Origin of the sequence: Alistipes sp. ZOR0009, from assembly GCF_000798815.1 — a bacterium.
Taxonomy (GTDB): Bacteria; Bacteroidota; Bacteroidia; order Bacteroidales; family ZOR0009; genus Acetobacteroides.
Window position 1 is genome coordinate 86,536 of the sequence record NZ_JTLD01000020.1, and the last position, 23,656, is coordinate 110,191.

Below are 23,656 nucleotides of genomic sequence, written 5' to 3' on the forward strand. Positions count from 1 at the left end.
TAGTTCTGATGTAAACAAAATAGAGGGTTCTTTAATGAACCCTCTTCGTTTCTTTGCGTATACCTACCGTTCTTATAGCCCCATAAATTTAAAAGGAGGAGTAGGAACAAAGTTCTTTGATGCATTTCCTGCATATATCTCGTTGTTTGTCAGCCCAAGTTTTTTCACTGGGGCACCTTCGCTTAGATCTACATCGTTTAGATTTACCCAAAAAACGTTGGGGGTAAGCACTGATTCAAAGTAGTACACTAAATTCTTATGGTCGGCCACTGTTCTCCATCTTGTAGATGAAATGTTGGGTTGGTCGGGAGTGGATATCCCAAATGGTACGGAGCAATTTCGGATAACGCTAAATACGCTGGCAACGGCGATTTGTGTATTGTCTGTTTTGGGAATGATGTTGATGTAAAAGGCTGCTCGAGCAAACCTGTCGGCTGCACGGTTGGTGCCTGGTAGCATTGTTTCGCCACCAATGCCTTTCCAGTAGTCGTTCAGCGCTAGCTGCTTCTCGTATGTAGGCGAGTTGGTCATAACGGTGTACGACTTGTCGTGATGGATGACTTGCTTCCCATCTATATATTCGATGATGGCGTTGTCGCCAGATTTGTCGGAGATGGAGAGATGCAGTGTGGCAAGGTTGCCTAAGCCCGGAATTTTGTCGGTAATTAGGACAAATGGCTCATTTTTTAACGCCTCCACCGCTTCGTTTACGGTTGCAAAGTTGTCGAGTACGTACTGCAGCCAAAGCGAAATAGACAGTCCTGGCTTTTTTTGATCCCAAGTTGGATATTTAGATTCGGCAAGCCAGAGTATGTTGGCTGCTAGCCCTTTTTCGTTCATTCCGTCGGAGGTGGCGATGTTGTATGTTGCAGCGGTTATGCTTCCATACTTCGACTTCCATTTTATGGAGTTGGGGCCAACTTCGCCAGTACGCTCAATCCCTCTCGGGAATACCCACAGATCTGTTTTTATATCTTCCTTCCAATCCATGGATCTTGCAGTTAGAATAGTACCATTGGTACCTTTATAAACTACGCGTGTACATGCCCCTAGCTGCTGAACATTTAGCATCAATACTAGTAAAACGGCAAGAATACTACATCTTAAAGTTCTCATAATAGTTCTTATTTAATGGGTAATTCAATCGATATACCACAAATTTAACTGGTATCGGCGTCGAATGTTCTTCAGTGTCCATCTTTTATTGTTAACGGTTTTGTATGTGCAATAATTTGAGGTCAGATTGCTTGGTGGGCTGAGCTATTTTTGAAAAAAAATGTTTACTTAGCATTACATCTTACACCTATAGCATATGCTAAATGCCGATAAGAGAGAGAAGGCGCTCAATCCGTTTGATATTGAGTTTGCCGATCCTCAGTTTGAGAAGTTGATGCAGCGCCGCATTCGTCGGGTGCTGCTTATTTGTAGCAGCTACGATGCTTTTATCCTCGAAGAGGATGGACGTATCGAGGAGCAACTTTTTAAGGAGTATGTATCGCTAAATATAAACTACCCTCCAAGTTTTAAACGTGTTAGCTCGGGAGCCGAGGCGCTGGAGGTTTTGAAGCAGGAGTCCTTTGATCTGATCATCTCGATGCTTAACATTGGCGAGGTGGAGATCTTTGATCTGGCGCACACATTTAAAAGTCTAATGCCAGAGACTCCCGTGGTGGTGCTTACGCACTTTTCTCGCGAGGTCTCCATCAAGTTGGAGAAGGAAGACCTTTCTGCTATCGACTACGTGTTTTGCTGGCTCGGAAATGCCGACCTGCTGCTGGCTATCATAAAGCTGATAGAAGATAAGATGAATGCCGACAACGACCTGCTGGATGTCGGGGTGCAGGCAATTATTTTGGTGGAGGATTCGGTTCGTTACTACTCTTCCTACCTGCCTACGTTGTACAAGGTGGTGCTCAACCAGTCGCGAAACTTTATTCGCGAGGCGGTAAATGAGCAGCAGCAGAACCTCCGTATGCGAGGCAGACCCAAGATTTTGCTGGCAACAACCTACGATGAGGCAATAGAGCTGTACAGCAAGTATAAGAATAACCTGTTGGGATTTGTGTCGGATGTGAGCTTTAAGGTAAACCACCGTCGCGACTCGAAGACGCGCGCTGGGATAACGCTCTGTAAGGTGATTCGTCGCGATGATCCCCATATGCCATTTATCTTTCAGTCCTCCGATTTGGCCAACAAGGAGGTTGCCGTAGAGTTAGGCGCTGGCTTTATCCATAAGTATTCGAAATCGCTTTCGCACGAGCTGATTGATTACGTGCGCAGCTACTTCTTTTTCGGAAACTTCTACTTTGTAGATCCGAAGACCAAGGAGGTGGTGCGCGAGGCTAACAACTTGCGGAGCCTTAACGATGCGCTGATGAGCATATCGGACGAGACTCTTTACTACCACGCCAGCCACAACCATCTTAGCAAGTGGCTTTTTGCGAGGGCGCTTTTCCCAATTGCCGAGGTGTTTAGGGCTATTCAAACCTCCGATTTCTCCAATATTGTGGCCATGCGCAGCTACGTTGCCAACGCCATCAACCAGTACCGACAGGTAACGGGGCGTGGGGTTATCGGAAAGTTTAACCGCCACGACTACAACGAATATCTGCAAATAGCGAGGATTGGCGAGGGATCGATGGGAGGGAAGGCACGTGGTTTGGCCTTCATCAACTCCATTCTAAAAAAGTATAGCCTCTTCAATAAGTATCCCGATGTGGTGATTAACATCCCCCGGACTACGGTGATATCCACCGAACTCTTCGACCGCTTTATGGAGGAAAATAAGCTCTATAAGTATGCGCTGGCCGAGGAGGCGGATAGCAAAATCTTAAAACGTTTTATTAAGGCTAAGCTGCCCGACGACCTACGCGAGGATTTGAGGGAGTACATCAAAAACGTACAAAACCCGATAGCCGTTCGCTCTTCGAGCAAGCTCGAGGACTCGTACTACCAGCCATTTGCCGGAATCTACAGCACCTACATGATTCCTCGTGTTGAGGATGACGAGAAGTGCCTAGACATGCTCACGCTTGCCATCAAGAGCGTGTTTGCTTCGGTGTTTTACTCGAGCAGCAGGGGCTATATTTTTGCCACCTCTAACGTCCTCGACGAGGAGAAAATGGGAGTAGTGCTGCAGGAGGTATGTGGTACCAAGCATGGCGATCTCTACTACCCAACCATCTCGGGTGTTGCCCGATCCATAAATTTCTACCCGTTGGGCTCCGAAAAACCACAGGATGGCATTGCCAGCATAGCCTTTGGTTTGGGTAAGTTTATTGTTGATGGGGGGATGACGATGCGCTTCTCGCCAAAGCATCCTGCGCATTTGCTGCAGCTGAGCACCCCGCAGATGGCCCTTCGAGATACGCAGAAGATGTTCTATGCGCTCGATTTGGACCCCGAAGCCTTTAAGGTTTCGACCGACGATAGCATCAACCTAAAGCGCCTAGATATCACCAATACCAGCGACTACCCCGGTATGCAGCATGTCTCCTCCATCTACGATTTTCAGGATGATCGGATACGCGACTACTACCGCCCAACGGGACGACGCATTATCAGCTTTGCGAATATCCTAAAGTATAACTCGTTTCCGCTAGCCGAAATTCTGAGCGAGCTGCTGGAACTATGCCAGAACGAGATGAATACGCCCATCGAAATAGAGTTTGCCGTTAACGTGGAGGACGATCCGAAGGCGCCTAAACAGTTCAACTTCCTGCAGATTCGTCCGATTGTGGAGAACGAGGAGATGGACGACGTGCAGTCCGAGCAGCTCGATCCCGACGAGGCGGTGATCTACTCGCAGTCGGCGCTGGGGCACGGCATCATCGAGGGCATCAAAAACATTGTTTACGTAAAGCCCGACCACTTCGACTCGGCCCACACGCGCAAGATTGCCGACGAGCTGGAGAAGATTAATAGGGACTTTAAGGCGCGGGGCGAAAACTACGTGCTGATAGGCCCTGGCCGCTGGGGATCGAGCGATCCTTGGCTGGGTATCCCCGTTAAGTGGCCTCAAATTTCGGAGGCGCGCCTAATTGTGGAGAGCGGGCTAAAGAACTTCCGCGTAGATCCTAGCCAGGGAACCCACTTCTTCCAGAACCTGACCTCGTTTAGGGTGGGGTACTTCACCATCAACCCATTTTTAGGCGATGGGAAGTTTGATGTGGCCGTGCTGGACGCCATGCCTGCGGTGCACGACTCGAAGTACATCCGACAGGTGGTGTTCGAAAAGCCGCTAACCATTATTGTGGATGGGCGTACCCACCGCGGGATGGTAAAGATATAGCAACCATCTTGGGACGGCGGCCATCGGCTAGCCTACTGGGCATATAAAAATGTAAAAGCCTGGCGGAATCATCCGCCAGGCTTCGTTTTGCTAAACCTTAGCCATCGCATTAATTGGCATTAGATAGATTTATCTTCCTTACCGTCCTTGTGCAGGTCGGCGTTTTGTCCAAATCGGGTGTTAAAGGATTCGATCTTTTGGCATAGCGCCTCCCACTTGGGGTCGGTTTCCTCCATGCTCTTCCCTTCGAGGTAGATCATGAACTTTTCGAGCGCCTCCTGAAACTCCTTCCTTACCGCGCTGGCGGCCTCGTGCTCCTTGCGGGCCACGATATCCTCTACGCTTAGGGCGTAGCAGTCGTTAAATGCCTTGTCGGCCTCCTCGAGCTTGGCGAGCTTTGTACCGATGGTTAGGAGGATAACGGCCTCGGCATACCGGGGTAGCTTCAGCTCGGCAATGAAGTTAGACATTCTGGCCGATTCGGTTACGTAGGCAAACTGGAGAAACTCGAGCCCAAAGCGCTCGAAAAGCGCGATAACCTGCCTGGCGGCCTGCACCTCGGCGGGGGTGCTCGATAGGGCGCATCCCTTTACCACGTAGTACAGCGATCGGTAGCAGTCGTCCCGTTCGTCGTCTAGCTGTATGAGCTGTAGGGTGTAGGTGTTTTTACGGATCTTCATGTAGCCCTTTTCGAGCTTGTCGAGCGCATCGACGAGCTGTGAGAAAGGCTTGCTGGCGATGAGCGTGGGGATACCCGACGTTTTTACGTACGATACCACCTCTTTTCCGTATCCAACCAAGGCGTCTAAAACGCGCTTCCCTAGCTTAATAACAAGTCTCATAGCGATATTATTTATTTGTAAAACCTTGTGTTCGTAGCCTTGCGCCAGCTAACAGCCTCTGCGGTTGGCGGCCTAGCGCCGCTGGCGCAAACCGCGCTAGGTGCCGGGCGAGGCCTCCGTCGTTTGCGGAATTGGCGCTGGCCACCTGGTGCGCCCTGCGCCATTTGCGGAATTCGTGCTAGAAGCCTAGTGCGCTTTGTGCTGTTTGCGGAGGCTGTGCTAGAAATCTAGCGTGCTCTGCGCCGTTTGCGGAATTCGTACTAGACCGCTAGGGAGCTCTGCGCATTTTGCGGAATTCACCCGTGGCCGTTTTCAGCTAAAAACTGTAATTGTTTTTAACTTTAATAAAAACAACGAAGGTTTTGGTTTAGCTCATTTTCTTGTTGTTTTTTTTTGAGGAGGGAGAAAATATGCGCAAATAAACTTTTAAAGCGGAGGGATGTTTGGATGGTATCAAAATCAATTTTATGAAAAACCTGAAAATAGAGCTGAAGTGGGCCCTTATTTTTATGGTAACCATGCTTGCTTGGATGCTGCTAGAGCGGCTGGTTGGCCTGCACGATAGGTATATCGGGCAGCAGCAGTACCTTACCATGCTGTTTGTAGTGCCAGCCGTTTACGTGTACATCGAGGCGCTACGCGACAAGAAGCGGGTGGCGTATGGTGGCCGGATGACCTACTGGCAGGGATTTAAGTCGGGGGTTATTATTTCCGTCATCATTGCGACCTGTAGCCCGCTAACGCAGTGGCTTATCTCGTACGTAATCAGCCCCAGCTACTTTGCCAATGTGATAGACTACTCGGTAAAAACGGGCTACTACAAGACGGTAGAGGAGGCGCAGGCGTACTTTAACTACCGCAACTACGCCATTCAAAGCGTGGTTTGGGCGTTGGCGATGGGCGTTGTCACTACGGCCGTGGTGGATGCCTTTGTGTGCAGGAGGAGTCGGCGCATAAAGCTTAAGTAGCCCTTAAGGCATACTTCGTAAAAAGCCGCAGCAGGAGGGTTTCCTGTGCGGCTTTTGTGTGTTACCTATTTGCGGTGCCGATGCTTTTGGCAATCGGTGACGATATGGCTGGCTACTCTACCTTTACCGATTTGGTGTCGGGACCGGTACTCCCGTGCAGGTTGCAGTTTCCTTGCGCCTTAATCTCCATATCTTCGGTAGGGGTAATCTGATATGTTACCGTAAAGTCTTCGTTGGCGGGAAGGTGGCTGCCGCTATACTCCCACTTGTTTACCTCCTTGCCGTTAATGGTAAGGGTAACCCAGTTGGTATGGTGCATTTTGCTGTTTCCGTTGTGGGTTACCTGAATGGTGATGGTGGTTGGCTGCCCCTTTTGTACCTTGTCGGGTACAGCAATCTTAACGGAGGTCTTGTTGGCAAAGGCCGCTGCAACCAGCAGCACAAGGGTTAGAACTAAGCTTATCTTTTTCATCCTAATAAAAATTTAAGGTTGGATGAAGCCCCATAGCCCGATTTGCTTGCGCCTGCTGGCGGTGGTTGGCCATGCGGGTTTCTCCGTAGTTAGTTTTGATTACCTTAAATGTACAACTATTCCGCCAGAAAAGAAACGTCAGCCGCTTGGGGTGGTGGAAAATAAAAAAGGTTGTAACCGATGGCTACAACCTAGTGGCGTATGCGGGTGCTTTCTACATTTTTACCTTAAGCATGAACCCAGTTCCGTGTACGCTCGAAATCTCGATGTTCGGATCGTCCTTCAAATACTTGCGGAGCTTGGTGATGTACACGTCCATGCTGCGGCCTGCAAAGTAGCTGTCGTCCTTCCAAATGGTAAGAAGCGCCTTGTCGCGCTGCAGCACGTTGTTGGCGTTTTCGATGAGGAGCTTTAGCAGCTCGGCCTCGCGTGGCGAGAGCTTCTCCTCGATGCCGTTGTGGGTAAGGGTGCGGACTTCCACGTCGAAGGAGTAGATGCCCAGCTCGAATACCGTTTTGGCCGGGGCAGCGTTGGCGTTGGAGAGCTTGTCGCGGGTGAGTATGGCGTTGATTTTCCAGATGAGCACCTCTGAGTCGAACGGCTTGGTGATGTAGTCGTCGGCGCCAATGCTGAAGCCCTCCTGTATGTCGTTCTTGAGCGTTTTTGCGGTTAGGAAAATTAGCGGCACACGCGGGTTGTGCTCCTTAATGCGGCGGGCAATGGTAAATCCATCCACATTGGGAAGCATCACATCTAGCACGCAGATGTCGAACTCCCCCTCGATAAAAGTCTTGAAGGCTTTGGCGCCATCGTTTACCCAGGTAACGTTAAAGTCGTTAATGTTGAGGTAAGCTTTAAGCACGGAACCAAAGTTGGTGTCGTCTTCAACCAGTAGTACGTTTATGCTGCTCATTATTCGTTGTTTTTAAGGGGTAAGGTAATGTCGAATCGGCTGCCTTTGCCAATTTCGCTCGATACGGTAATCTTGCCGTTGTGGGCTTCGACTATCGACTTAACGAAAGCCAGTCCGAGTCCAAATCCCTTTACATTATGAATATTGCCATCGGTGTGGCGGTAAAACTTGTCAAAAATGCGGCGTTGGGCATCCTTTTTCATGCCCACACCTTTATCTATAACCGAAATGGTGATTTTATTTCCGGTGTTGAAGGTGCATATTTTTACAAACGGAGCGCCCATCGAGTACTTTATGGCGTTGTCGATAAGGTTGACAAGCGCGTTGAGGATGTGCATTTCGTCGGCATCTACGATTGTTCTTTCGGCGTTAAACTCCTTGACGATGGTTCCTCCTTTGCTGTCGATTTGCAGCTCGAAGTGGCCGATGGCGGCGTTTATCATGTCGTGCATATCCAGCGTTTGCGGATTTTGTTTTAGTCCGGCACGCTCCACCAGCGCCATCTTAAGCACCTGCTCCACCAGGCGGTTCATGCGCCGGTTTTCGTCGCGGATTATGCCCGTAAAGTACTTTATGGCCTCCTCCTTGGTTATCACCTTTCCGTTTTCGATGGAATCTACCGCCAGGTTGATGGTGGCTATGGGCGTTTTAAACTCGTGGGTTACGTTGTTTACGAAGTCGCTTTTAATCTCGGATAGCCTCTTTTGCTTTAGTAGCGTAAGCAGGGTAATTATGAAGGTGGTAAGGATAAAGGCTATTAGGAGGATGGAGCCAACCAGCATAAAGTTGAGCGAACCCAGAATGTAGCTTCGGGTGTTGTCTATCTGTAGCCTTAGGCTGTAGGGCTCGGAGCTTAGGTCGTAGGGGAAGAGCGCAGTTTTGTAGGTGGCCGGCTCGTCCATATCGTAGCCTTTGGAGGCGATGGTGGTTTTGTGGTTGCTCTTATCGGCATAGATGGCGTACTCGAAGGGGAGGTTAACGCCCTCAGATCGTAGCTCATTTTTTAGCGTCGAGTCAATGATGTTTGCCTTGATGCGCTTTTCTAGCGGCTGGTTGCGCGTGTCCGACTCTATGATCATTTGTCGGATTGTGTTCTCTATTCGTCGGGTTTTCCCCTCAATATGCGCCCTGATCATCGATTCTGCCTCACGACGGGCATCCTCCTCGTTATCTTGCTGCGGCATCGACTCCATCGGAAACATGAAGTCGGAGCCAAATGGGCTTTGGTTCTTAGTTTTTTGACTCTTTTTTTTCTTTTTGGAGGATGGATAGCGCAAGTTTTGGGGGTTCTGTCCGTTTTGCTGGCGCATCATCTGGTCGAATAGCTGCGAGTTGGGCACGACGAACGAATTTTCGAAAACGCCGTCGGGGGTGTTTATTCGGAAAACCACCCGGTTTTGGTCGTCGTTGTAGGTGAACTTCGAGCTCTTAAGGATGCTTTGTACCAGCGAGTCGATGTAGGCGATGTCCTGCTCCATTATCCGTTGGTTGCCGTGATTTCCGTTGGCATTTGGCTTCTCGCTAATTTTTTTGTTGAAGGTGTCAAGAAGCTTGGAGGCGTTATTCCTGTCTTCGAGCTTGTTTACCGTAGAACGCATGGCGTCTACAATAGCCTTGTTAAGCTGGTCTTCTTTTATCCTATAGGCGTTGTTAAGCCAAAGTAGCTGCGTTATGGCGATGGCTGCAAGCGCGATGCCAAGTAGTACTGCAATGCTGGGAATAACCTTTTTCTTCATTTAGGAGAAATTCCTTTTAAATTTTTCACACATACAAAAATACATATTTAAAATGCGCAAAAGTAGACCCTTAACTTTTTGTTAACAGGTATTAACCAGCTCTTAACCCCTTCTGTTTTTTTGTGCCGTATTTTTGTAGTCGTAAATGTAAGCCCAAAATTAGCATCACAATAAGGCCTTGCCGGTAATTCTACCAGAGCTGCCAGGTAAGGTTCTCATCTAAAAATTTACGAGTATGAAAAGATACTTTTTTTTAATCGCGTTGGGGCTTGTTGCTGCAAGCACTACCGCATTTGCTCAAACAAAATCAACCCAAAAGAAGGCCTCGAAGGCCAAAAATGAAAAGGTGCGGGTAGACACTTCTGCATGCCGCAGCATCGACCAATTCTTTACGGATGACATGATGAGGGACATGAGCCGTTCTTCTCGCTCATTTTACAACCAAGCGATGAAGATGATGCAGGAAATGCCAGATATCCAAGGAATGATCTCTTCTGAAGATTTTGCTGGTATGGATAGGTTCTTTTCTTCCGATTCGACGCAGCAGCGAAAGGGTATAAACAGAAAGGGAATGGCCGGAAAGCGTCCGCATATGCGAGGGAACCGTTTTACGATTACCACCGATTCTAGCGGAAATCAGCAATCCATCAAGGTGATTAGTAAGGACGGAAAAACTACCATTATTCGAAATGGGAAGGACACTACGTTTGTTGATGGTCCGTTTGTCCCAGAGCGTGATATGCCAAATATGAACTTCGACATGCTTGTACCTCCTTCTTTTGATATGATGCCCAATTTTGGAGGACGTGATTTTCAGGATAGGGACTTCGTCGTTCGTAGATCGAGGGGTGGGCTAGAGGCCGAATCTCCATCTGTTCAGGAAAATGATCTACTTGTAAAGAAGGGGATCGTTTCTTCTAAGGATATAAAGAGTAGGCTTGACGTTGAAGATTTATCTTTAGTGCAAAATCGAAAAAATGGTACGGTTCGTATCAGCTACGAGCTTGAGAATGCAGAGCAAAGCGAGCTGCAGCTGGTATCGCCTGAAGGAACAGTTGTAGAGAAGGTAACTCTGATAGGCAACGATGGCGAATTTAGACGCACTATAAAAATGGATAAAGCCTATGACTACGTATACGTTGTCATTTCGAATAGCAAGAAAGTGTCTGTAGGTAAGTTTTGGCTATAATTAGCTAGGTTATTTAACAGAGAAAGGGGGCTTTAAGCCCCCTTTTTTATTGCCCAAAAAGAACAAAGTGTGGATGGGTGACGTTAGTAGGTACAAGCGTTTAGCAATGAGAACAAAGTTGAACTTGGTCGTGTTTTTTGTGCTGCTAGCGGCTGCTTTTAGTGGGCGAGCTCAGGGCGAACTTGTGGCAGGGTATGGCCTTTTTTCATCGGTAGAGGTTGATAATACATTTTATAGCCCTAGCGTTTCTAAAATTATTACCCTTGATGAGCAATACAACTCCCATTCGGATGCGCTCGGTCCGTGGGTTATTGGCTATAAGCACGCTTTTGGACGGAACTTTGCCGTAGGCTTGCTCGGTGTTGTAGCCTCTATGCGGACTAACTATTTTGGCGGGAAAGATGAAAATGGTTCGGTTGTAGACACCAAGCAGCGCGTGTTATCAACCCAATACTCTACCTTAGTTCGAATGTACTATTCGTGGATAAATATTCGTAATCTGAATGTCTATTCGAGCTTAGCTGCTGGACTTAGCTATGAAAGTGCAAAAAATAGTACTGAAAGTAAATATCTGGATAAGTTTTCTCCTGCCTACCAAGCAAATTTGCTGGGAATTAGAGTGGGAAGTAAGCTAGGCGCCTATTTGGAGTTAGGCTATGGATATGCGGGTGTGGCAAGTGTGGGTTTAAGCCTATATCTTTAATAGGAAGAAGGCACCGAAAATCTCGGTGCCTTCTATATTTAGTAGAACTTACTTTCTGTCCAGTAAAACTACATTTTCTACGTGATGGGTATGCGGAAACATATCTACAGGTTGAACCCTTATTACTTCGTATGCTTCTCCTAGAAGGGCTAAATCTCGTGCTTGCGTAGCCGGGTTGCAGCTAACGTAAACAATGCGATTCGGTTTTGCTCTTAAAATGGTGTTGGCAACATCTTCGTGGATCCCTGCGCGTGGTGGGTCTAGTATTATAACGTCGGGCTTCCCATTTTCGGCAATAAATTTGTCGTTTAGAACATCCTTCATGTCGCCAGCGTAGAAGGTTGTGTTGGTAATTCCGTTTATTTCGGAGTTTACTTTTGCGTCTTCAATGGCTTCTGGAACATACTCAACGCCTACAACCTTTTTAGATTTGGATGCAACGAAGTTGGCAATTGTCCCCGTTCCTGTATAAAGGTCGTAAACAACCTCGCTTCCAGTAAGACCTGCAAAGTCGCGGGTTATTTTGTATAGCTGGTAGGCCTGCTCAGAATTTGTTTGATAGAATGATTTAGGGCCAACCTTAAATTTTAGTCCCTCCATCTCCTCTATGATATGGTCTTTCCCTGCGAAACAGATAACTTCTTGGTCGGTGATGCTATCGTTCCCTTTAGTATTAATAATGTATTGTAGCGAGGTAATCTGAGGGAATGATTCCTTTATATGGTTAAGTAGCGCAGTTCGTTTTTCTACATCTTCATAGTAAAAAACGACAATAACCATAACCTCGCCAGTTGAGGCTGTACGAATTATAAGGTTTCGCATTAGCCCAACTTGATTGCGAATATCGAAAAACTCGTAGCCATTGTTTATGGTGAAATCACGAACTGCAAGACGTATTGCATTGGATGGCTCAGCCTGTAGGTGGCATTTTGTTATGTCCAACACCTTGTCAAACATTCCCGGGATGTGGAAACCCAATGCATTTGGCTGGTGAATTTCAGCGCCTGCTTGTACCTCTTCAATGGTAATCCATCGTTTTGAAGAGAAGGTGTACTCCAGCTTATTTCTGTATTCGAAGATTTTTTCAGAGCCAAGAATAGGGCTGATTTCTGGGATGTGAACTTTCCCTATCCGGGTAAGCTGATCTACTACCTGCTTGTGCTTGTACTCAAGCTGGAAGTGGTAGGGAAGGTGCTGCCATTTGCAACCGCCGCATACGCCAAAGTGCTCGCAGGTAGCTGCAATACGGTTGGGTGATGGTGTAACGAGCTTGGTTACGAATCCCTCCATGTAGTTTTTGCGCATCTTGTTAACCTGAACGTTGACAATATCTCCAGGTATTACCTGTGGCACAAATACTACAACATCATTATATCTACCAATTGCTTTCCCTTCTGCAGCAATGTCTACAATCTCCAAATTCTCTATCGATGGTTTTCTTTTTCTTCCCACGGTAATCGGTTTTGTGAGCACAAAGATAGGTAATTAAGGGTGAAGAGGAAAGCCCAAGGAAATAATGGCTAAAGGATTGTGAATGGATGTAAAATATTGTAACTAAATATTGTTGTTGTTTAACAAATAACTTTTCAGCGAAGTTAGCATACGCACAAGGACTAGAAAAGGTCTCACAGTGTGGGGCTACATCTCACAAAAAATGATTTACAAAGTTTAAAGTACTCTTTAGTGTAAAGGTTTATTTTATGTTTTACAGCAAGGAAAAGTGGCGTTTGCTTGCATACAAACGTTTTACGTGTAGGTTACAAAGTGTAATGAAAAATATTTGTCAGGCTACTGATTTTTTAGTTGAAATCTTGTTTGATATTCGAAATTAAAGCTACATTTACGGCATCAAATCATACCGGTTTTCGGGAGGTAAGATGCAAACACGTTAGTTTAATATACTAAATACATACGACGATGGACGTAAAAAAATTGATGGCCGACCTTGAAAAGAAGCATCCAGGTGAAAAGGAGTTTCTTCAAGCAGCACACGAAGTTCTAGCTTCAATCGAGAACGTTTACAACCAACACCCAGAATTCGAAGCAGCTAAAATAGCTGAAAGAATCGTTGAACCAGAAAGAATTTTCACATTCCGTGTAACTTGGGCTGACGATAAAGGTAATGTACATGTAAACTTAGGTTACCGCGTTCAGTTTAACAATGCAATTGGTCCATACAAGGGCGGTCTTCGTTTCCACCCATCTGTAAACCTTTCAATCCTTAAGTTCTTAGGTTTTGAACAAACCTTCAAAAATGCACTTACTACACTTCCTATGGGTGGTGGAAAAGGTGGTTCAGACTTTGATCCTAAGGGAAAATCTGACGCTGAAATTATGCGCTTCTGCCAAGCTTTCATGCAAGAGCTTTGGCAATACATAGGCCCAGAAACTGACGTTCCTGCTGGTGACATAGGTGTTGCTGGTCGTGAAATCGGATACCTATATGGTATGTACAAGAAGCTTGCTCGTGAGAACACTGGTGTTCTTACAGGTAAAGGAATGGGCTGGGGTGGATCTCTTATCCGTCCAGAAGCTACAGGTTTTGGTGGTATCTACTTCGTTGAAGAGATGCTTAAAACTCGTGGAGAAAGCCTACAAGGTAAGGTTGTTTCTGTTTCAGGCTTCGGTAACGTAGCTTGGGGTGCTGCTCTTAAGGCTACTGAAAAGGGAGCTAAGGTGGTTACCATTTCTGGTCCTGATGGATATATTTACGATCCAGCTGGTCTTGATGCAGAAAAAATCAACTACATGCTAGAGCTTCGCGCTTCTAACAATGACGTGGTTGCTCCATATGCTGAGCGTTTTGCTGGTTCTAAGTTCTTTGCTGGTGAAAAGCCATGGAGTGTAAAGGTTGATATCGCTCTTCCTTGTGCAACTCAAAACGAGCTTAACGGCGATGATGCTAAGAAACTTCACGCTAATGGTTGTACTTGTGTTGGTGAAATCTCTAACATGGGATGTACTCCAGAAGCTATTGAGTTCTTCATCCACAACAAGATGCTTTACGCTCCTGGTAAGGCCGTAAATGCAGGTGGTGTTGCAACTTCTGGTCTTGAAATGACTCAAAACTCGATGAAGATGAACTGGACTGCTGAAGAGGTAGACGCTAAGCTTCATCAAATTATGCATAGTATTCATAGCGCTTGCGTTGAGTATGGAACTAAGCCAGATGGCTATATCAACTATGTTGATGGTGCTAACATTGCTGGTTTCATGAAGGTTGCTAAGGCTATGCTTGATCAAGGGTTAGTATAGTACATATTTAACGGTAATGATAGCCGCCTCGATTTTCGGGGCGGCTTTTTATTTATCTTTTTTGGAAATCTTATTGTAAAAAGAGGGTTTGTGTAAAACAAATCCCTCTAGAAATTTATTTTATCGTCTTTACACTTTTTTTAAGATCAAGCTCTTTTCCGTCTAAATAGTTTCCTTTGGATTCAAAGTTTGCGACTCTTTCGAAGAGAAAGGGTGATTTATTCCAGTGGAATGCGGGGTACTCTTTGTTGGTTTTTATTGTGTTATTTCTGAAAATTAGTCCATTGGTAGATTTGGCATATACCAAAGGAACGTCAAACATTTCAAATAGGTTGTTTTCTATAACTACTCCACTGTGAAAGTATTTTTTTTGCTCTTTTATATTAGGTATTTCGGGGTAGATGGAGATTACGGCGTTTGTGAATTGAAAGTAGTTTGTAAGTGCATTTAAGAATCGATTTCCTCTAATAATAACTTCTTTGCATGCTCCGGTTTCAAACCATCCGTTGCAATCTCCACAAAGTAGAATGGCAGAACCTGAGGTGTGGTCGAAAAAGTTGTTTTCGACAATGGTACGCTTAGGCGTGCTAAATAAGCTTCCTCTTGCACGGTTATTTCGGATAACGTTATTTCGGAAAACGACCTCTGGAGTCCATGTTAGATTTTCTATTCCAAAATCGTCTTTATCAGAAAGTGCCAACTTTATGGGCTCTACTACGGTTATTTCAAATATAGTAGCACCTTTATTCGTAGGTTTGTCTACTGGTTTTATTGCTGATATTGTATTTACCTTGTCAGAAACTTCCATTGTATTTGACTTGATAAACTGGATTTTGTCTCCTGGACGCCCCCATTCAAAACCCCAAGATTGTTCGTGCATGTATTTTGCTTGGATGGTACGATCGTTGATGCGTTTGATTACTTTTAGATAGGTGCCATGAGCATTTATAGCATCATCCATCATCCCTTCGTAAAGCCCATTTTCGGATACAATAATCCCCTTACAACCTGAAAAGTGTGTTGCGTCTGCTTGTGTTGTAAAGTAGCGAGGATCATTGTCTCCTTTAAGGCAGACGGAAAATTTATCCATGTAAATATTCTCGCACAGTTGGGCTAGCAGGCCCATTCCTTCGCTATAGTGTACTTGTACGTTGTAAAGTTTGGTATTAAGGTTATGCGACATGAAAATTCCAGGTGCTGGACGATTCCATGTGCGTAATGCAATAACAGTGTTAGGAATAAGTTGTGGGTTTTTCCATCCCTTGGCGAGAATTATGTTTGGGGCAATCTCTTTTACATCTTTTAAGTAAACGCTAATGTCGCTAGTGTTAAAAACTATATGGCGAGTTTTGCCTTCGAATGCGATGCCGCTATTGGGAGTCCAACGCCAGCCTTCGCCATATGCGTAAAATCGGTTATTCTCTATTTCATAGAGAACCCACGGAGCAATTTCAAGACGAATTGTTTGTGTTATGGTGTCATTCTCTAACACCTTCATTTGCTGTATATGAGGAGTCTCAAAATCAATGCTAAAATTCCTTAGTTCGCAATTTTTGCTCTCAATTAAGGCAACAGGAAGCATGCGTCCATGAAATATAAAGTCGGATCCATTTCCTTCAAAAGATATATGATCAAGATTTTCAGCAACAATTCCAACTGTTTTAGGATTCTCTTGATCGTGATTGGAGATGTAATAGTCTCGTTTTAAGGCATCAACTTCGTAAAAGTCGTAGCGTCCCTTAGGAAAGAAGATGACAACTTTTTTCCCTTTTATGCATTTGGCGCTATCTATTGCTTTTTGTATAGCCGTAGATGTATTTAGTCTAGAGTTAGGGGTTACCCCAAAGCTGGTGATGCGGATGGTATCTGCAACTTCTGATTGGGGTGATGCTTCGGTGCTTACTACTGTTGTTAGCAGTAGCGTGCTACAGATCAGTTTTTTGATAAATGGTAGTCTCATTTTTAGTTTGAGTGTTTTTAGGTTGAATCACGATTTTTCGATTAATGTAAATATATCGTTAATAGGATTATAATGGGCATTGACCTGTTCTTTTTGCACCCCACTAGTAGGGATGTTAACTGTTATTCTAGAAAGGATAGCCTATAGCAACATTTAGTATAAGGTTCTCCTTTCTCCATTCTTTTGATCTTAGATTGATCTTGTTAAATACCCAGCGTTCACCGTTAGGAAGGTATGGTTTTCTGATTGGTGTAGCAATATCAAATCGAAGAATAAGAAACGTCAAATCGAATCTAATACCCATTCCAGTTGATACGCCTAGCTGCTTGTAGAAACGGTTGAAAAGAAAGTTTGCGTTAGGTTGTCTTTCTTCATTTCTGAGAAGCCATACATTTCCAGCATCGATAAAGACAGCACCCTTTATTATTGACCAAATATTAGCTCTGTATTCTGAGTTTAATTCAAGTTTGATATCTCCGGTTTGGTTTGTTTGCTGTTTAGTATCAGGGTTTCTGTATTCTCCTGGACCTAGAGTGTAGGCTCTGAATCCTCTTAAGCTATTACTGCCACCACTATAGAATTTTTTTGTGTAGGGCAGTGCTTCCGAGTTACCATATGGTATTCCAACTCCTACATATATGCGGTTTACCCAGGTGTTTTTATTGTCTATTTTAATAAATGATCTGTAGTCGATAGTTGTTCTAGAGTATTGGGAGTAGGGAATTCCAAATAATTCGTTTTGCTGATATTTTTCTTTTCTACCTCCTTTAAAAAGATCGATAGTATTTCCTGCAAACTCCTGCGTTGCATTTAGGTAGTATTGATGCTTTTTATACGTTTGAAATTGGTTGCTATAGGTGAAATTGTATATAACACCTAAAATAAGCTGCTTGGTTAAACTTTGCTTGATTGAAGGGTTGGTGTTGATGATGCTGTCGACTCTGTTGGATAGGTTTGCAGGCCTCACAAGATTTATATTGAGAAGAGTTAGCTCATGTTCATCTTTTTCATGTTTTTTCCAGATGTATCCAAAACTTCCGTTTATTGAGTGTATGATGTAATCTGGCTGCTTACTGACGAGCTCATATCCAACAGTTGCCTTCGTTCTAGTGGCAACCGCCTGCATCCAATTGAATTTTTTGAATGGAGTAATTAATCTCGGCGAGTATATTGTAAAATCAGAAGCAAGGGTGTAGGTGTTATAGGCGGATTTGTTCCCTCCAATTTGAGTGTTGATTCCAGAGCTAGCGTTTAGTTCAAAAATTTCTGCACCATTAAAAATATTTCTATTTTTAATGGTTGCTTTTAATTCTGTGTTAAAATAGTTGTTTGATTTTGTACTAGTTGTAATGCCTAAGTTCAGCGTGTTTTTTTTTGCTGGTGTAAGGTAGAAGGTTGCATTTAGTTTTCCTGTATCCGATTCGTTAAACGTTAAGTTTACAAATTGAAATGCATCTAAGTTTACCATTCTGGTGAGGGAGCGGCTATGTAGTTTTCGGGTATAGAGTTCGCCTGTCCTGAATTGTATGGCATGCGCAAAAATCGATGGTCTATAACGATTTCGAGGGTCAATAACCTCAATGCCTTGCGTAATTATACCTTCTTTTGTTTGTAAGAGGCTGTCTTTTTGTATTGAGTAGGAGGGGTAAACTGTAATACGATCAATTCGGTAAGGAAGTACCGATTTTTCGGGCGCATCTTGTTTTACTTTTATGTAAATATCCACAAATCCATTGTGATTGCTGTCTACTTGAGCAACAATATAGTCAGGGTTGAAGTAGAAATATCCTTTCTGTTTTAAGATTTCATCTATTCTCCCTCGCTCTTCTTTGATTGTTTCAAGGTTGTAGTAGGCACCTCGCTTTAGTAGCGATTTTTTCTTTGTGTTTGAAATGATTAATGAGATTGGAAGAGTATCATTAGGGAAAATTATGTTACGAATCCGATACCTGTTTTGAACCGTTGTTTTGTAGGTAAACGTTGTGACCTTATTGGTTGTTAGGGAATCGCTTACAGTATTTGCTCTGAAAAAACCATTGTTTATTAAGGTGTTTTCGATGAATTTTTCGCTGCTTTGCATGTTGACCTCTTTTGCAAGGACAGGTGGTTCTCCCATTTTGTTTTTTATGATGTGGCGAAGCCCTTTTTTTTTCGGAGTATCTACTAAGTTGTAGAAAAAAAGTTTGACTCTAACTCCTAAAAACTTTTTATTAGGTTTAGGTCGTAAATCTTTTTGTATGGAAGACGCAATTTTTTGAGCCTCCTTGTTTTTTGTTGTAAAGACGATTTCTTGTTTCCCTAATAATGTTGACTTAGGAGGTAGTTTTTTTGTTGGACTACATCCGTATATGCCTAAAACGACCAGTATAACTAGTATTAATAGTCTCATTTTTTTTGATTTCTTTCTTTTATTCGTTTAAAAAGTTCTCGGAATTTATTGTAGTCCATAGTTAAGCTGAAGGTTAGCCCCGTTTCTACTACTTCTCCAGCTATCACAGCCTCATACTCATTTTTTCTGAATACTTTTATTCTGTATCGTCCGTCTTTTGTTAGCTTGTATTCTACAGCAACATCTCCTGCTATATTGTTTTTAGGAGCATTAGGATCCGCACTTTCTAGCTCAAAATTACTGCCAACATACACTGAAATCCTGTCTCCAATATTTTTAGAAATTCCAACACTTAGGTTAGTCTGGTTTTTTGATTCTCCTGTCGAGAAATCTTCTTTAGATTCTAGGTTAAAATCAAGATCAACGCCAGAAATAAGGTCATCTGCAAGTGAGTTTAACTGGTCGGTGAGTATTCTGCTGGCGCTCTCCCGTATGGTTGATTCTGCAGAACTACCTGCAAGGCTCACAAACGGATTATTTGCGACGAACCTTCCTAAAAGAAGGAGCGATGCAACTTGCTTCTTTTGTTCTGTCTCTTGTTGGTTTAATTCTTTGATAAGATTGAAAACATTGCCATCTAAAGCATTTTTTGATTCTTCTGGCATGTCTATTTTGAATGAGATATCGGGTTTTAGCATATCTCCTTTGACAATAAGGTATACCAGAAAATCTTGCTTTTGCTTATAGGTGCTTAGTTTGGAGGGATCGACATCTGTCATTTTGTCTGCCATTAAATCTATTGGTGCTGCTTTTACTTTGTAGCTCGCTGTTATATTTACGTCAGCATCGGTTGGTGCTCCTCTCCAGGTTATGCTGCTGCCTTCTTTTATGTCAAACTTGCGCTGCATTAATCCGTTAAAGTTTAGATCGTAATACCCTTTTTTTATTTCGTATTTTCCAGCAAAACTAAATTTTCCGCTAGGATCTATTGTTGCATTAAGTTTGGCATCGCCTTGCACATCAATAACATCTCCGCTGTTTGGGGATAGTCGAAGTACTAGCTCTGCATCCTTGTCGATGGCAATGTTTGCATTCAAATCAATCCCTTTAAACTTGCTTACTTTGGCGCTATCGGGTGCACTAAAGTCTAGAATCACGGTTTTGTTTATATTTAAGGAGTCCATAAATTCGACAACACCTTGGCTACTACTAACTCCTCCTGCTGATTCTGGTAGAATTATGGTCAGCTTTGATTTTGGGAGTATGGTGGTGGTGGCTGTTATTTTGGGGAGATTCGTATTTCCGCTAATTTTAGCATCTGCATCAATCCAAACCGGTCCGTATACAAGACTTTTTTCATTTTCTTTTTTGCGTACAATTTCAAAACCTCGAGAATTTATGGAAAGGTCAAGTTTATAGTCACGATAGTTGTTTGTTGCAATTAATCCATTGATTGTAAATCTGTTCTCGGATGAGTCTAAAATTGTAAATTTATTAAACTTGATTCCTTCTTGGGTAAATTGTATTCGTTCATCTTTGAACTTTACAAAGGAATTAAAAGGCGCAATCATTGCAGCTGTATTTTTTAAGTCGATCTCTCCATATATTTTGGGGGATATTGTTGTCCCCGAAATGAATGTATGACCAGATACTTTTCCAGATGGTTTTACGAAGAAACCTCCTGTTAGAGGTTCTATGAGTTTGATATTTAAATTATTAATATTTACAGAACTTTTGATTTCATTGGGGAATTTGGTTTGATAGGATGCCTGCATTTGAATATCATTGCCGTTTCCTATCAAGGATATATTGGCTCCAATCTCATTTTGATTTAGATTCTGAGCATTAATAGAAAGGTCTCCAAGTAAGTTTTTTTGAAAAACAGTGTTGGAAATGCTGATGTTAGCTGCTAGTATAGGGCTTGAATTTAGTTTGTGAATGGTTATTTGTCCATTTATGACTCCTCTGAAATAGGTTGTGTCTAAGCCTGCTATATTTGTTATAGTTTTAATTCTGAATTTTTCAAAATTAAGGCGAACTGGATTGTTTGTTTTTTTGTCAATACTTTCAGCACTAAGGTTTTGGCGACCTCTGCTTAATTTGAAATTGTGAATGAGTAGACCTGTCGTGTCAACTTCTATTTTATTTGCCGGATTCATTTCCCAGGAATCTCCGTTTAATATGAATTCAGGTGAAAAGGATGCGTTTATTTTAGTTTTATTGAAATTGAAATTTGCTCCTATTTGATATAAGGTTCCAATATATAAGCTATCTTGAGTTGTTAGGTTAAAGTTGAGTCGATCCTTTTTTTTCGAAAGTTCAATTTTAGGATTGAAGACGCTTATATTTCCTGTAATGAGTTTTTCTGCCCCAAATTTTATTTCACCTTCTCCATTTTTTAGATCAGAAACTAGTGTGCCTCGAGAAAAATCTATAGCTCCATAGCTGATTCTTGGGATACTACCGTCTATTTTTACCATTTCTTCAGTTGTGTTTAAGTCTGCTCGAATGAGGATCGGTTGAATTTCCTTGATATCAGGAAATATTTTTTTTAAGTTGTATGGGTGCTTGGTGCTAATAAGGCAAACAAATTCTTGAGGAACTATATTATTTTTTACTGGAGGCATGATGTTGGGAAGGTAGTTTGACAAGATATAACGAGATGCTTGCTCTATTTTAGATAGTTGGAAGTTACCAACAACAATGGCGTCTATAAAATCACTATTAATTTCTATGGATCTATTCCCTTTTTCTGCATCACACAGAACTAGTAGTGTGTCTATTTTTATTGATTTCCCACTGTTAGTTAGAATTAAGCTGTCTGTGTATACTTTAGCGCTTAGGCTGTCAATATCGAAATTGTTAAACTGGATATTTATATTCGACGCAATCGACATGGGCGTGGTCGAAAGGCCAATAGGTTGTAAATTAAGTTTTTTTAGGCATATTTTATTGTCAAAACGACTGTTGAGTTGATTAATAAGAACGCTTCCTTTTGAGGAAAGGGAGAGGTTTGTATCTGCAATATATAGTGCGTGATTGATTTGATTTTCTTCAATATTCCCATTAAGAGAGATATTCTGGTATCTGTATTTTTTTAGGTCTAGGTGGGGGAGGTTTATTTCAAAATTTGCGCTCCCATTTAGGGGTAACCCCGAACCTTTCACCCAACCGTTCAAAGCTACTCTTCCTATGGTGCTATCTTTCTTTACAATCTTTCCAAGGTTTATATCTCTAGTCTCAAACGCAATATCGTAGGCTAACCTTTTAGGATTACTAATGTTGCTTATTTGTGGTGATATCAATAGGTTCCCGTCAGGTGTCTCTGTGCTTATTTCTCCATAAAAACTTCTTGATGTTCCACTCCCTTTAGCAATAATTTCTATTTTTTGAGGTACTGAAATAATGTTGGGATTAATGAAATTGTTTCCTAAAGTTGAAATGTCTTTTTTTGATGTTCTTACTCTAATTTGATCAATTTTATAGGCAATCTGCTTGATATTAGGTAGCCCAGAGATGCTTCCTTGAATGTTTAAGGTTGTAGATGACCCTGTTTTACCTGTGAAATTTGCTATATGTATATTGGCAAGAGTTCCTTCTAGTTTTGTATTTATAAGAATACTTTGTCTTGAAAATGCTCTTGAAATACCCCTTTTTATGTTCTTGTTTAGGAGCAAGAGGTCGGCATAACCTAATTTCAAGGTGTCAACTAGCAGCTTTACTGCTATTTTCTTGCTGTCAGTTGAAGTTGCTAATGGGTTAAAGTTGCTTATGGAGGATATTAATTTTAAGGATGAATGTTGTGTTGCTATTGCTAGCTTATTTATGGATAATATTTTATTGTTAAGATTTAGATCTAGGCTCATTTTTTTTAATGCTAATCCGCTTCTTTCTTTGAAGGAAAAGTTGGATATGTATACATTCCATATTGGTGGTGTATATTTGATATTAGTGGCTTGTAGTTGAATATCTCTAAATCTTAAGTGATTTTGGTCAAAACTTTTGTTCTTGTTCTTTTCAATATTGTTGTCGTATTTTATTTCGTTGTCTTTAAGTATTATATTTTTTGCTGATATATGCCAAGGCCTTGATTTGTCGCTGCGCACATTTTTATCTGCTGTTAATTCTTTTCTTGTATTTATCGAGTATGTTATGTTTGATTTATTAAGATATATGCTCTCAATATCGACTTTATTTAGGGCTGTATTGATGTTTGTTCTTATGATAGATAAGCTATTTGATGCAATTGAGGTGCTATCTTTTTTTATGTTATTTTGATAGTTTAATCTATTAATTATAAGGTTACCTGCTGAGTGTGTGTTGTTTTTTGTGTTAATGTGTAAGTTGTTTAAACGCAAGTTATTAATATGGGTGATGTGGTTTATATTCTTATATCTATTTTGAAATAGTATTCGTATGTTTTTTAGTTCTATTTTGTTTGTAATAATATTAAAATTGCTTTTATCTTTCGTTTCGATTTTATTGTTGTTTTTATTTGAAAATGCATTTAAAATAAACTGATAGTTAAAGCTACTGTCATGTGTAGTGTTATATATTTTGCTAGTAAATGAGTCTATTTCGATGTTGGTTATTTTTATGTGTTGTGTTATAATTGATCTTAGAATAATATCAATTTTTGCTTTCTTGCAATGTAAAATGGTATCTTTGTTTTTGTCAGCAATAAGTATATTGTTTATTTCTATACTATTTAAATTGCGTATAGCCAAGCGATCTATTTTTATTTCGGTTTTTAACTTTGTAGAGTAATATGCTGCAATCTTATGTGATATACTTGTTTGTATTGCTGGGGTGAAAATAATTAGTAATATACTTAGTATGAGCAAAACAACCGTAAGCACCAATAATCTGGTGATGATTTTAAATATTCGTCTGTATATGGAATTTTCGTTACTCAATAAATGTAGTTTAGTTATTATCTAACACTATTTTTGGGGTAGTTGTTTACTTGCAGGTTTATCTTTAGTCTTTTTACGGCAA

At 42.3% G+C, this 23,656-nt stretch carries 14 protein-coding genes; 5 read left to right on the forward strand and 9 right to left on the reverse strand.

All coding sequences use genetic code 11. The features are described from left to right. Positions 1–72: 72 nt before the first annotated feature. Positions 73–1,071 (reverse strand): linear amide C-N hydrolase, encoded by a 999-nt coding sequence (locus L990_RS07025; protein ID WP_231562259.1) that lies wholly within the window; start codon positions 1,069–1,071, stop codon positions 73–75. A gap of 241 nt (positions 1,072–1,312) precedes the next feature. Between L990_RS07025 and L990_RS07030 the strand changes: the two genes are divergently transcribed. After that, positions 1,313–4,291 (forward strand): PEP/pyruvate-binding domain-containing protein, encoded by a 2,979-nt coding sequence (locus tag L990_RS07030; protein WP_052180813.1) that lies wholly within the window; start codon positions 1,313–1,315, stop codon positions 4,289–4,291. A gap of 119 nt (positions 4,292–4,410) precedes the next feature. Here the strand turns inward: L990_RS07030 and L990_RS07035 are convergent, their stop codons facing one another. Next, positions 4,411–5,133 (reverse strand): DUF6261 family protein, encoded by a 723-nt coding sequence (locus tag L990_RS07035; RefSeq protein ID WP_047446927.1) that lies wholly within the window; start codon positions 5,131–5,133, stop codon positions 4,411–4,413. A gap of 467 nt (positions 5,134–5,600) precedes the next feature. Here L990_RS07035 and L990_RS07045 point away from each other — a divergent pair, with 467 nt between their 5' ends. Next, positions 5,601–6,101 carry a DUF4199 domain-containing protein gene (locus tag L990_RS07045; RefSeq protein ID WP_047446931.1) on the forward strand — a complete coding sequence of 167 codons (501 nt, stop codon included), beginning with the start codon at positions 5,601–5,603 and terminating at the stop codon, positions 6,099–6,101. A 112-nt stretch (positions 6,102–6,213) separates the two neighbouring features. Here L990_RS07045 and L990_RS07050 read toward each other — a convergent pair whose 3' ends face one another. From L990_RS07050 to L990_RS19175, 3 genes are all read right to left on the reverse strand, one after another. Beyond that, the gene (locus L990_RS07050) at positions 6,214–6,573 is read right to left on the reverse strand and encodes a desulfoferrodoxin family protein (protein WP_047446933.1); all 360 of its coding nucleotides are present in this window, start codon (positions 6,571–6,573) and stop codon (positions 6,214–6,216) included. Between the two features lie 214 nt (positions 6,574–6,787). Next, a complete protein-coding gene (locus tag L990_RS07055) occupies positions 6,788–7,489 on the reverse strand; it encodes a response regulator transcription factor (protein ID WP_197057255.1) in 702 nt (233 codons plus the stop codon). Then, the gene (locus L990_RS19175) at positions 7,486–9,222 is read right to left on the reverse strand and encodes a sensor histidine kinase (protein ID WP_052180814.1); all 1,737 of its coding nucleotides are present in this window, start codon (positions 9,220–9,222) and stop codon (positions 7,486–7,488) included. The genes L990_RS07055 and L990_RS19175 overlap by 4 nt, the downstream gene beginning before the upstream one ends. 235 nt (positions 9,223–9,457) lie before the next feature. Between L990_RS19175 and L990_RS07065 the strand changes: the two genes are divergently transcribed. Both L990_RS07065 and L990_RS07070 read left to right on the forward strand, forming a co-directional pair. After that, positions 9,458–10,411 carry a hypothetical protein gene (locus L990_RS07065; protein ID WP_047446937.1) on the forward strand — a complete coding sequence of 318 codons (954 nt, stop codon included), beginning with the start codon at positions 9,458–9,460 and terminating at the stop codon, positions 10,409–10,411. 106 nt (positions 10,412–10,517) lie between these two features. After that, the gene (locus L990_RS07070) at positions 10,518–11,114 is read left to right on the forward strand and encodes a hypothetical protein (protein WP_156121413.1); all 597 of its coding nucleotides are present in this window, start codon (positions 10,518–10,520) and stop codon (positions 11,112–11,114) included. 48 nt (positions 11,115–11,162) lie between these two features. On the opposite strand, the gene rlmD is transcribed toward L990_RS07070, so the two are convergent. Further along, entirely contained in the window at positions 11,163–12,566 is a 1,404-nt protein-coding gene (rlmD, locus tag L990_RS07075; protein WP_047446941.1) for a 23S rRNA (uracil(1939)-C(5))-methyltransferase RlmD, read from the reverse strand. 465 nt (positions 12,567–13,031) lie between these two features. Here rlmD and gdhA point away from each other — a divergent pair, with 465 nt between their 5' ends. Continuing rightward, positions 13,032–14,369 carry an NADP-specific glutamate dehydrogenase gene (gene gdhA / locus L990_RS07080; RefSeq protein WP_047446943.1) on the forward strand — a complete coding sequence of 446 codons (1,338 nt, stop codon included), beginning with the start codon at positions 13,032–13,034 and terminating at the stop codon, positions 14,367–14,369. A gap of 115 nt (positions 14,370–14,484) precedes the next feature. Here the strand turns inward: gdhA and L990_RS07085 are convergent, their stop codons facing one another. The 3 genes from L990_RS07085 to L990_RS07095 form a co-directional block, all read right to left on the reverse strand. Continuing rightward, positions 14,485–16,314: a hypothetical protein gene (locus tag L990_RS07085; protein WP_052180816.1), complete on the reverse strand. Its 1,830-nt coding sequence runs from the start codon at positions 16,312–16,314 to the stop codon at positions 14,485–14,487. Positions 16,315–16,456: 142 nt separating this feature from the next. Next, complete coding sequence (locus L990_RS07090; protein ID WP_047446945.1) at positions 16,457–18,718, reverse strand: BamA/TamA family outer membrane protein; 2,262 nt, start codon at positions 18,716–18,718, stop codon at positions 16,457–16,459. After that, positions 18,715–23,574, reverse strand: coding sequence for a translocation/assembly module TamB domain-containing protein (locus L990_RS07095; protein WP_156121415.1), 4,860 nt, complete (start codon positions 23,572–23,574; stop codon positions 18,715–18,717). Before L990_RS07095 ends, L990_RS07090 begins: the two co-directional genes overlap by 4 nt. Positions 23,575–23,656: the final 82 nt, after the last annotated feature.

What these genes read in the sequence shown, in the direction of transcription:
- L990_RS07025 (WP_231562259.1), bottom strand. Translation starts at nt 1,071, where the DNA reads ATGCTAAATGTTCAGCAGCTAGGGGCATGTACACGCGTAGTTTATAAA.
- L990_RS07030 (WP_052180813.1), top strand. Translation starts at nt 1,313, where the DNA reads ATGCTAAATGCCGATAAGAGAGAGAAGGCGCTCAATCCGTTTGATATT.
- L990_RS07035 (WP_047446927.1), bottom strand. Translation starts at nt 5,133, where the DNA reads ATGAGACTTGTTATTAAGCTAGGGAAGCGCGTTTTAGACGCCTTGGTT.
- L990_RS07045 (WP_047446931.1), top strand. Translation starts at nt 5,601, where the DNA reads ATGAAAAACCTGAAAATAGAGCTGAAGTGGGCCCTTATTTTTATGGTA.
- L990_RS07050 (WP_047446933.1), bottom strand. Translation starts at nt 6,573, where the DNA reads ATGAAAAAGATAAGCTTAGTTCTAACCCTTGTGCTGCTGGTTGCAGCG.
- L990_RS19175 (WP_052180814.1), bottom strand. Translation starts at nt 9,222, where the DNA reads ATGAAGAAAAAGGTTATTCCCAGCATTGCAGTACTACTTGGCATCGCG.
- L990_RS07065 (WP_047446937.1), top strand. Translation starts at nt 9,458, where the DNA reads ATGAAAAGATACTTTTTTTTAATCGCGTTGGGGCTTGTTGCTGCAAGC.
- L990_RS07070 (WP_156121413.1), top strand. Translation starts at nt 10,518, where the DNA reads ATGAGAACAAAGTTGAACTTGGTCGTGTTTTTTGTGCTGCTAGCGGCT.
- gdhA (WP_047446943.1), top strand. Translation starts at nt 13,032, where the DNA reads ATGGACGTAAAAAAATTGATGGCCGACCTTGAAAAGAAGCATCCAGGT.
- L990_RS07090 (WP_047446945.1), bottom strand. Translation starts at nt 18,718, where the DNA reads ATGAGACTATTAATACTAGTTATACTGGTCGTTTTAGGCATATACGGA.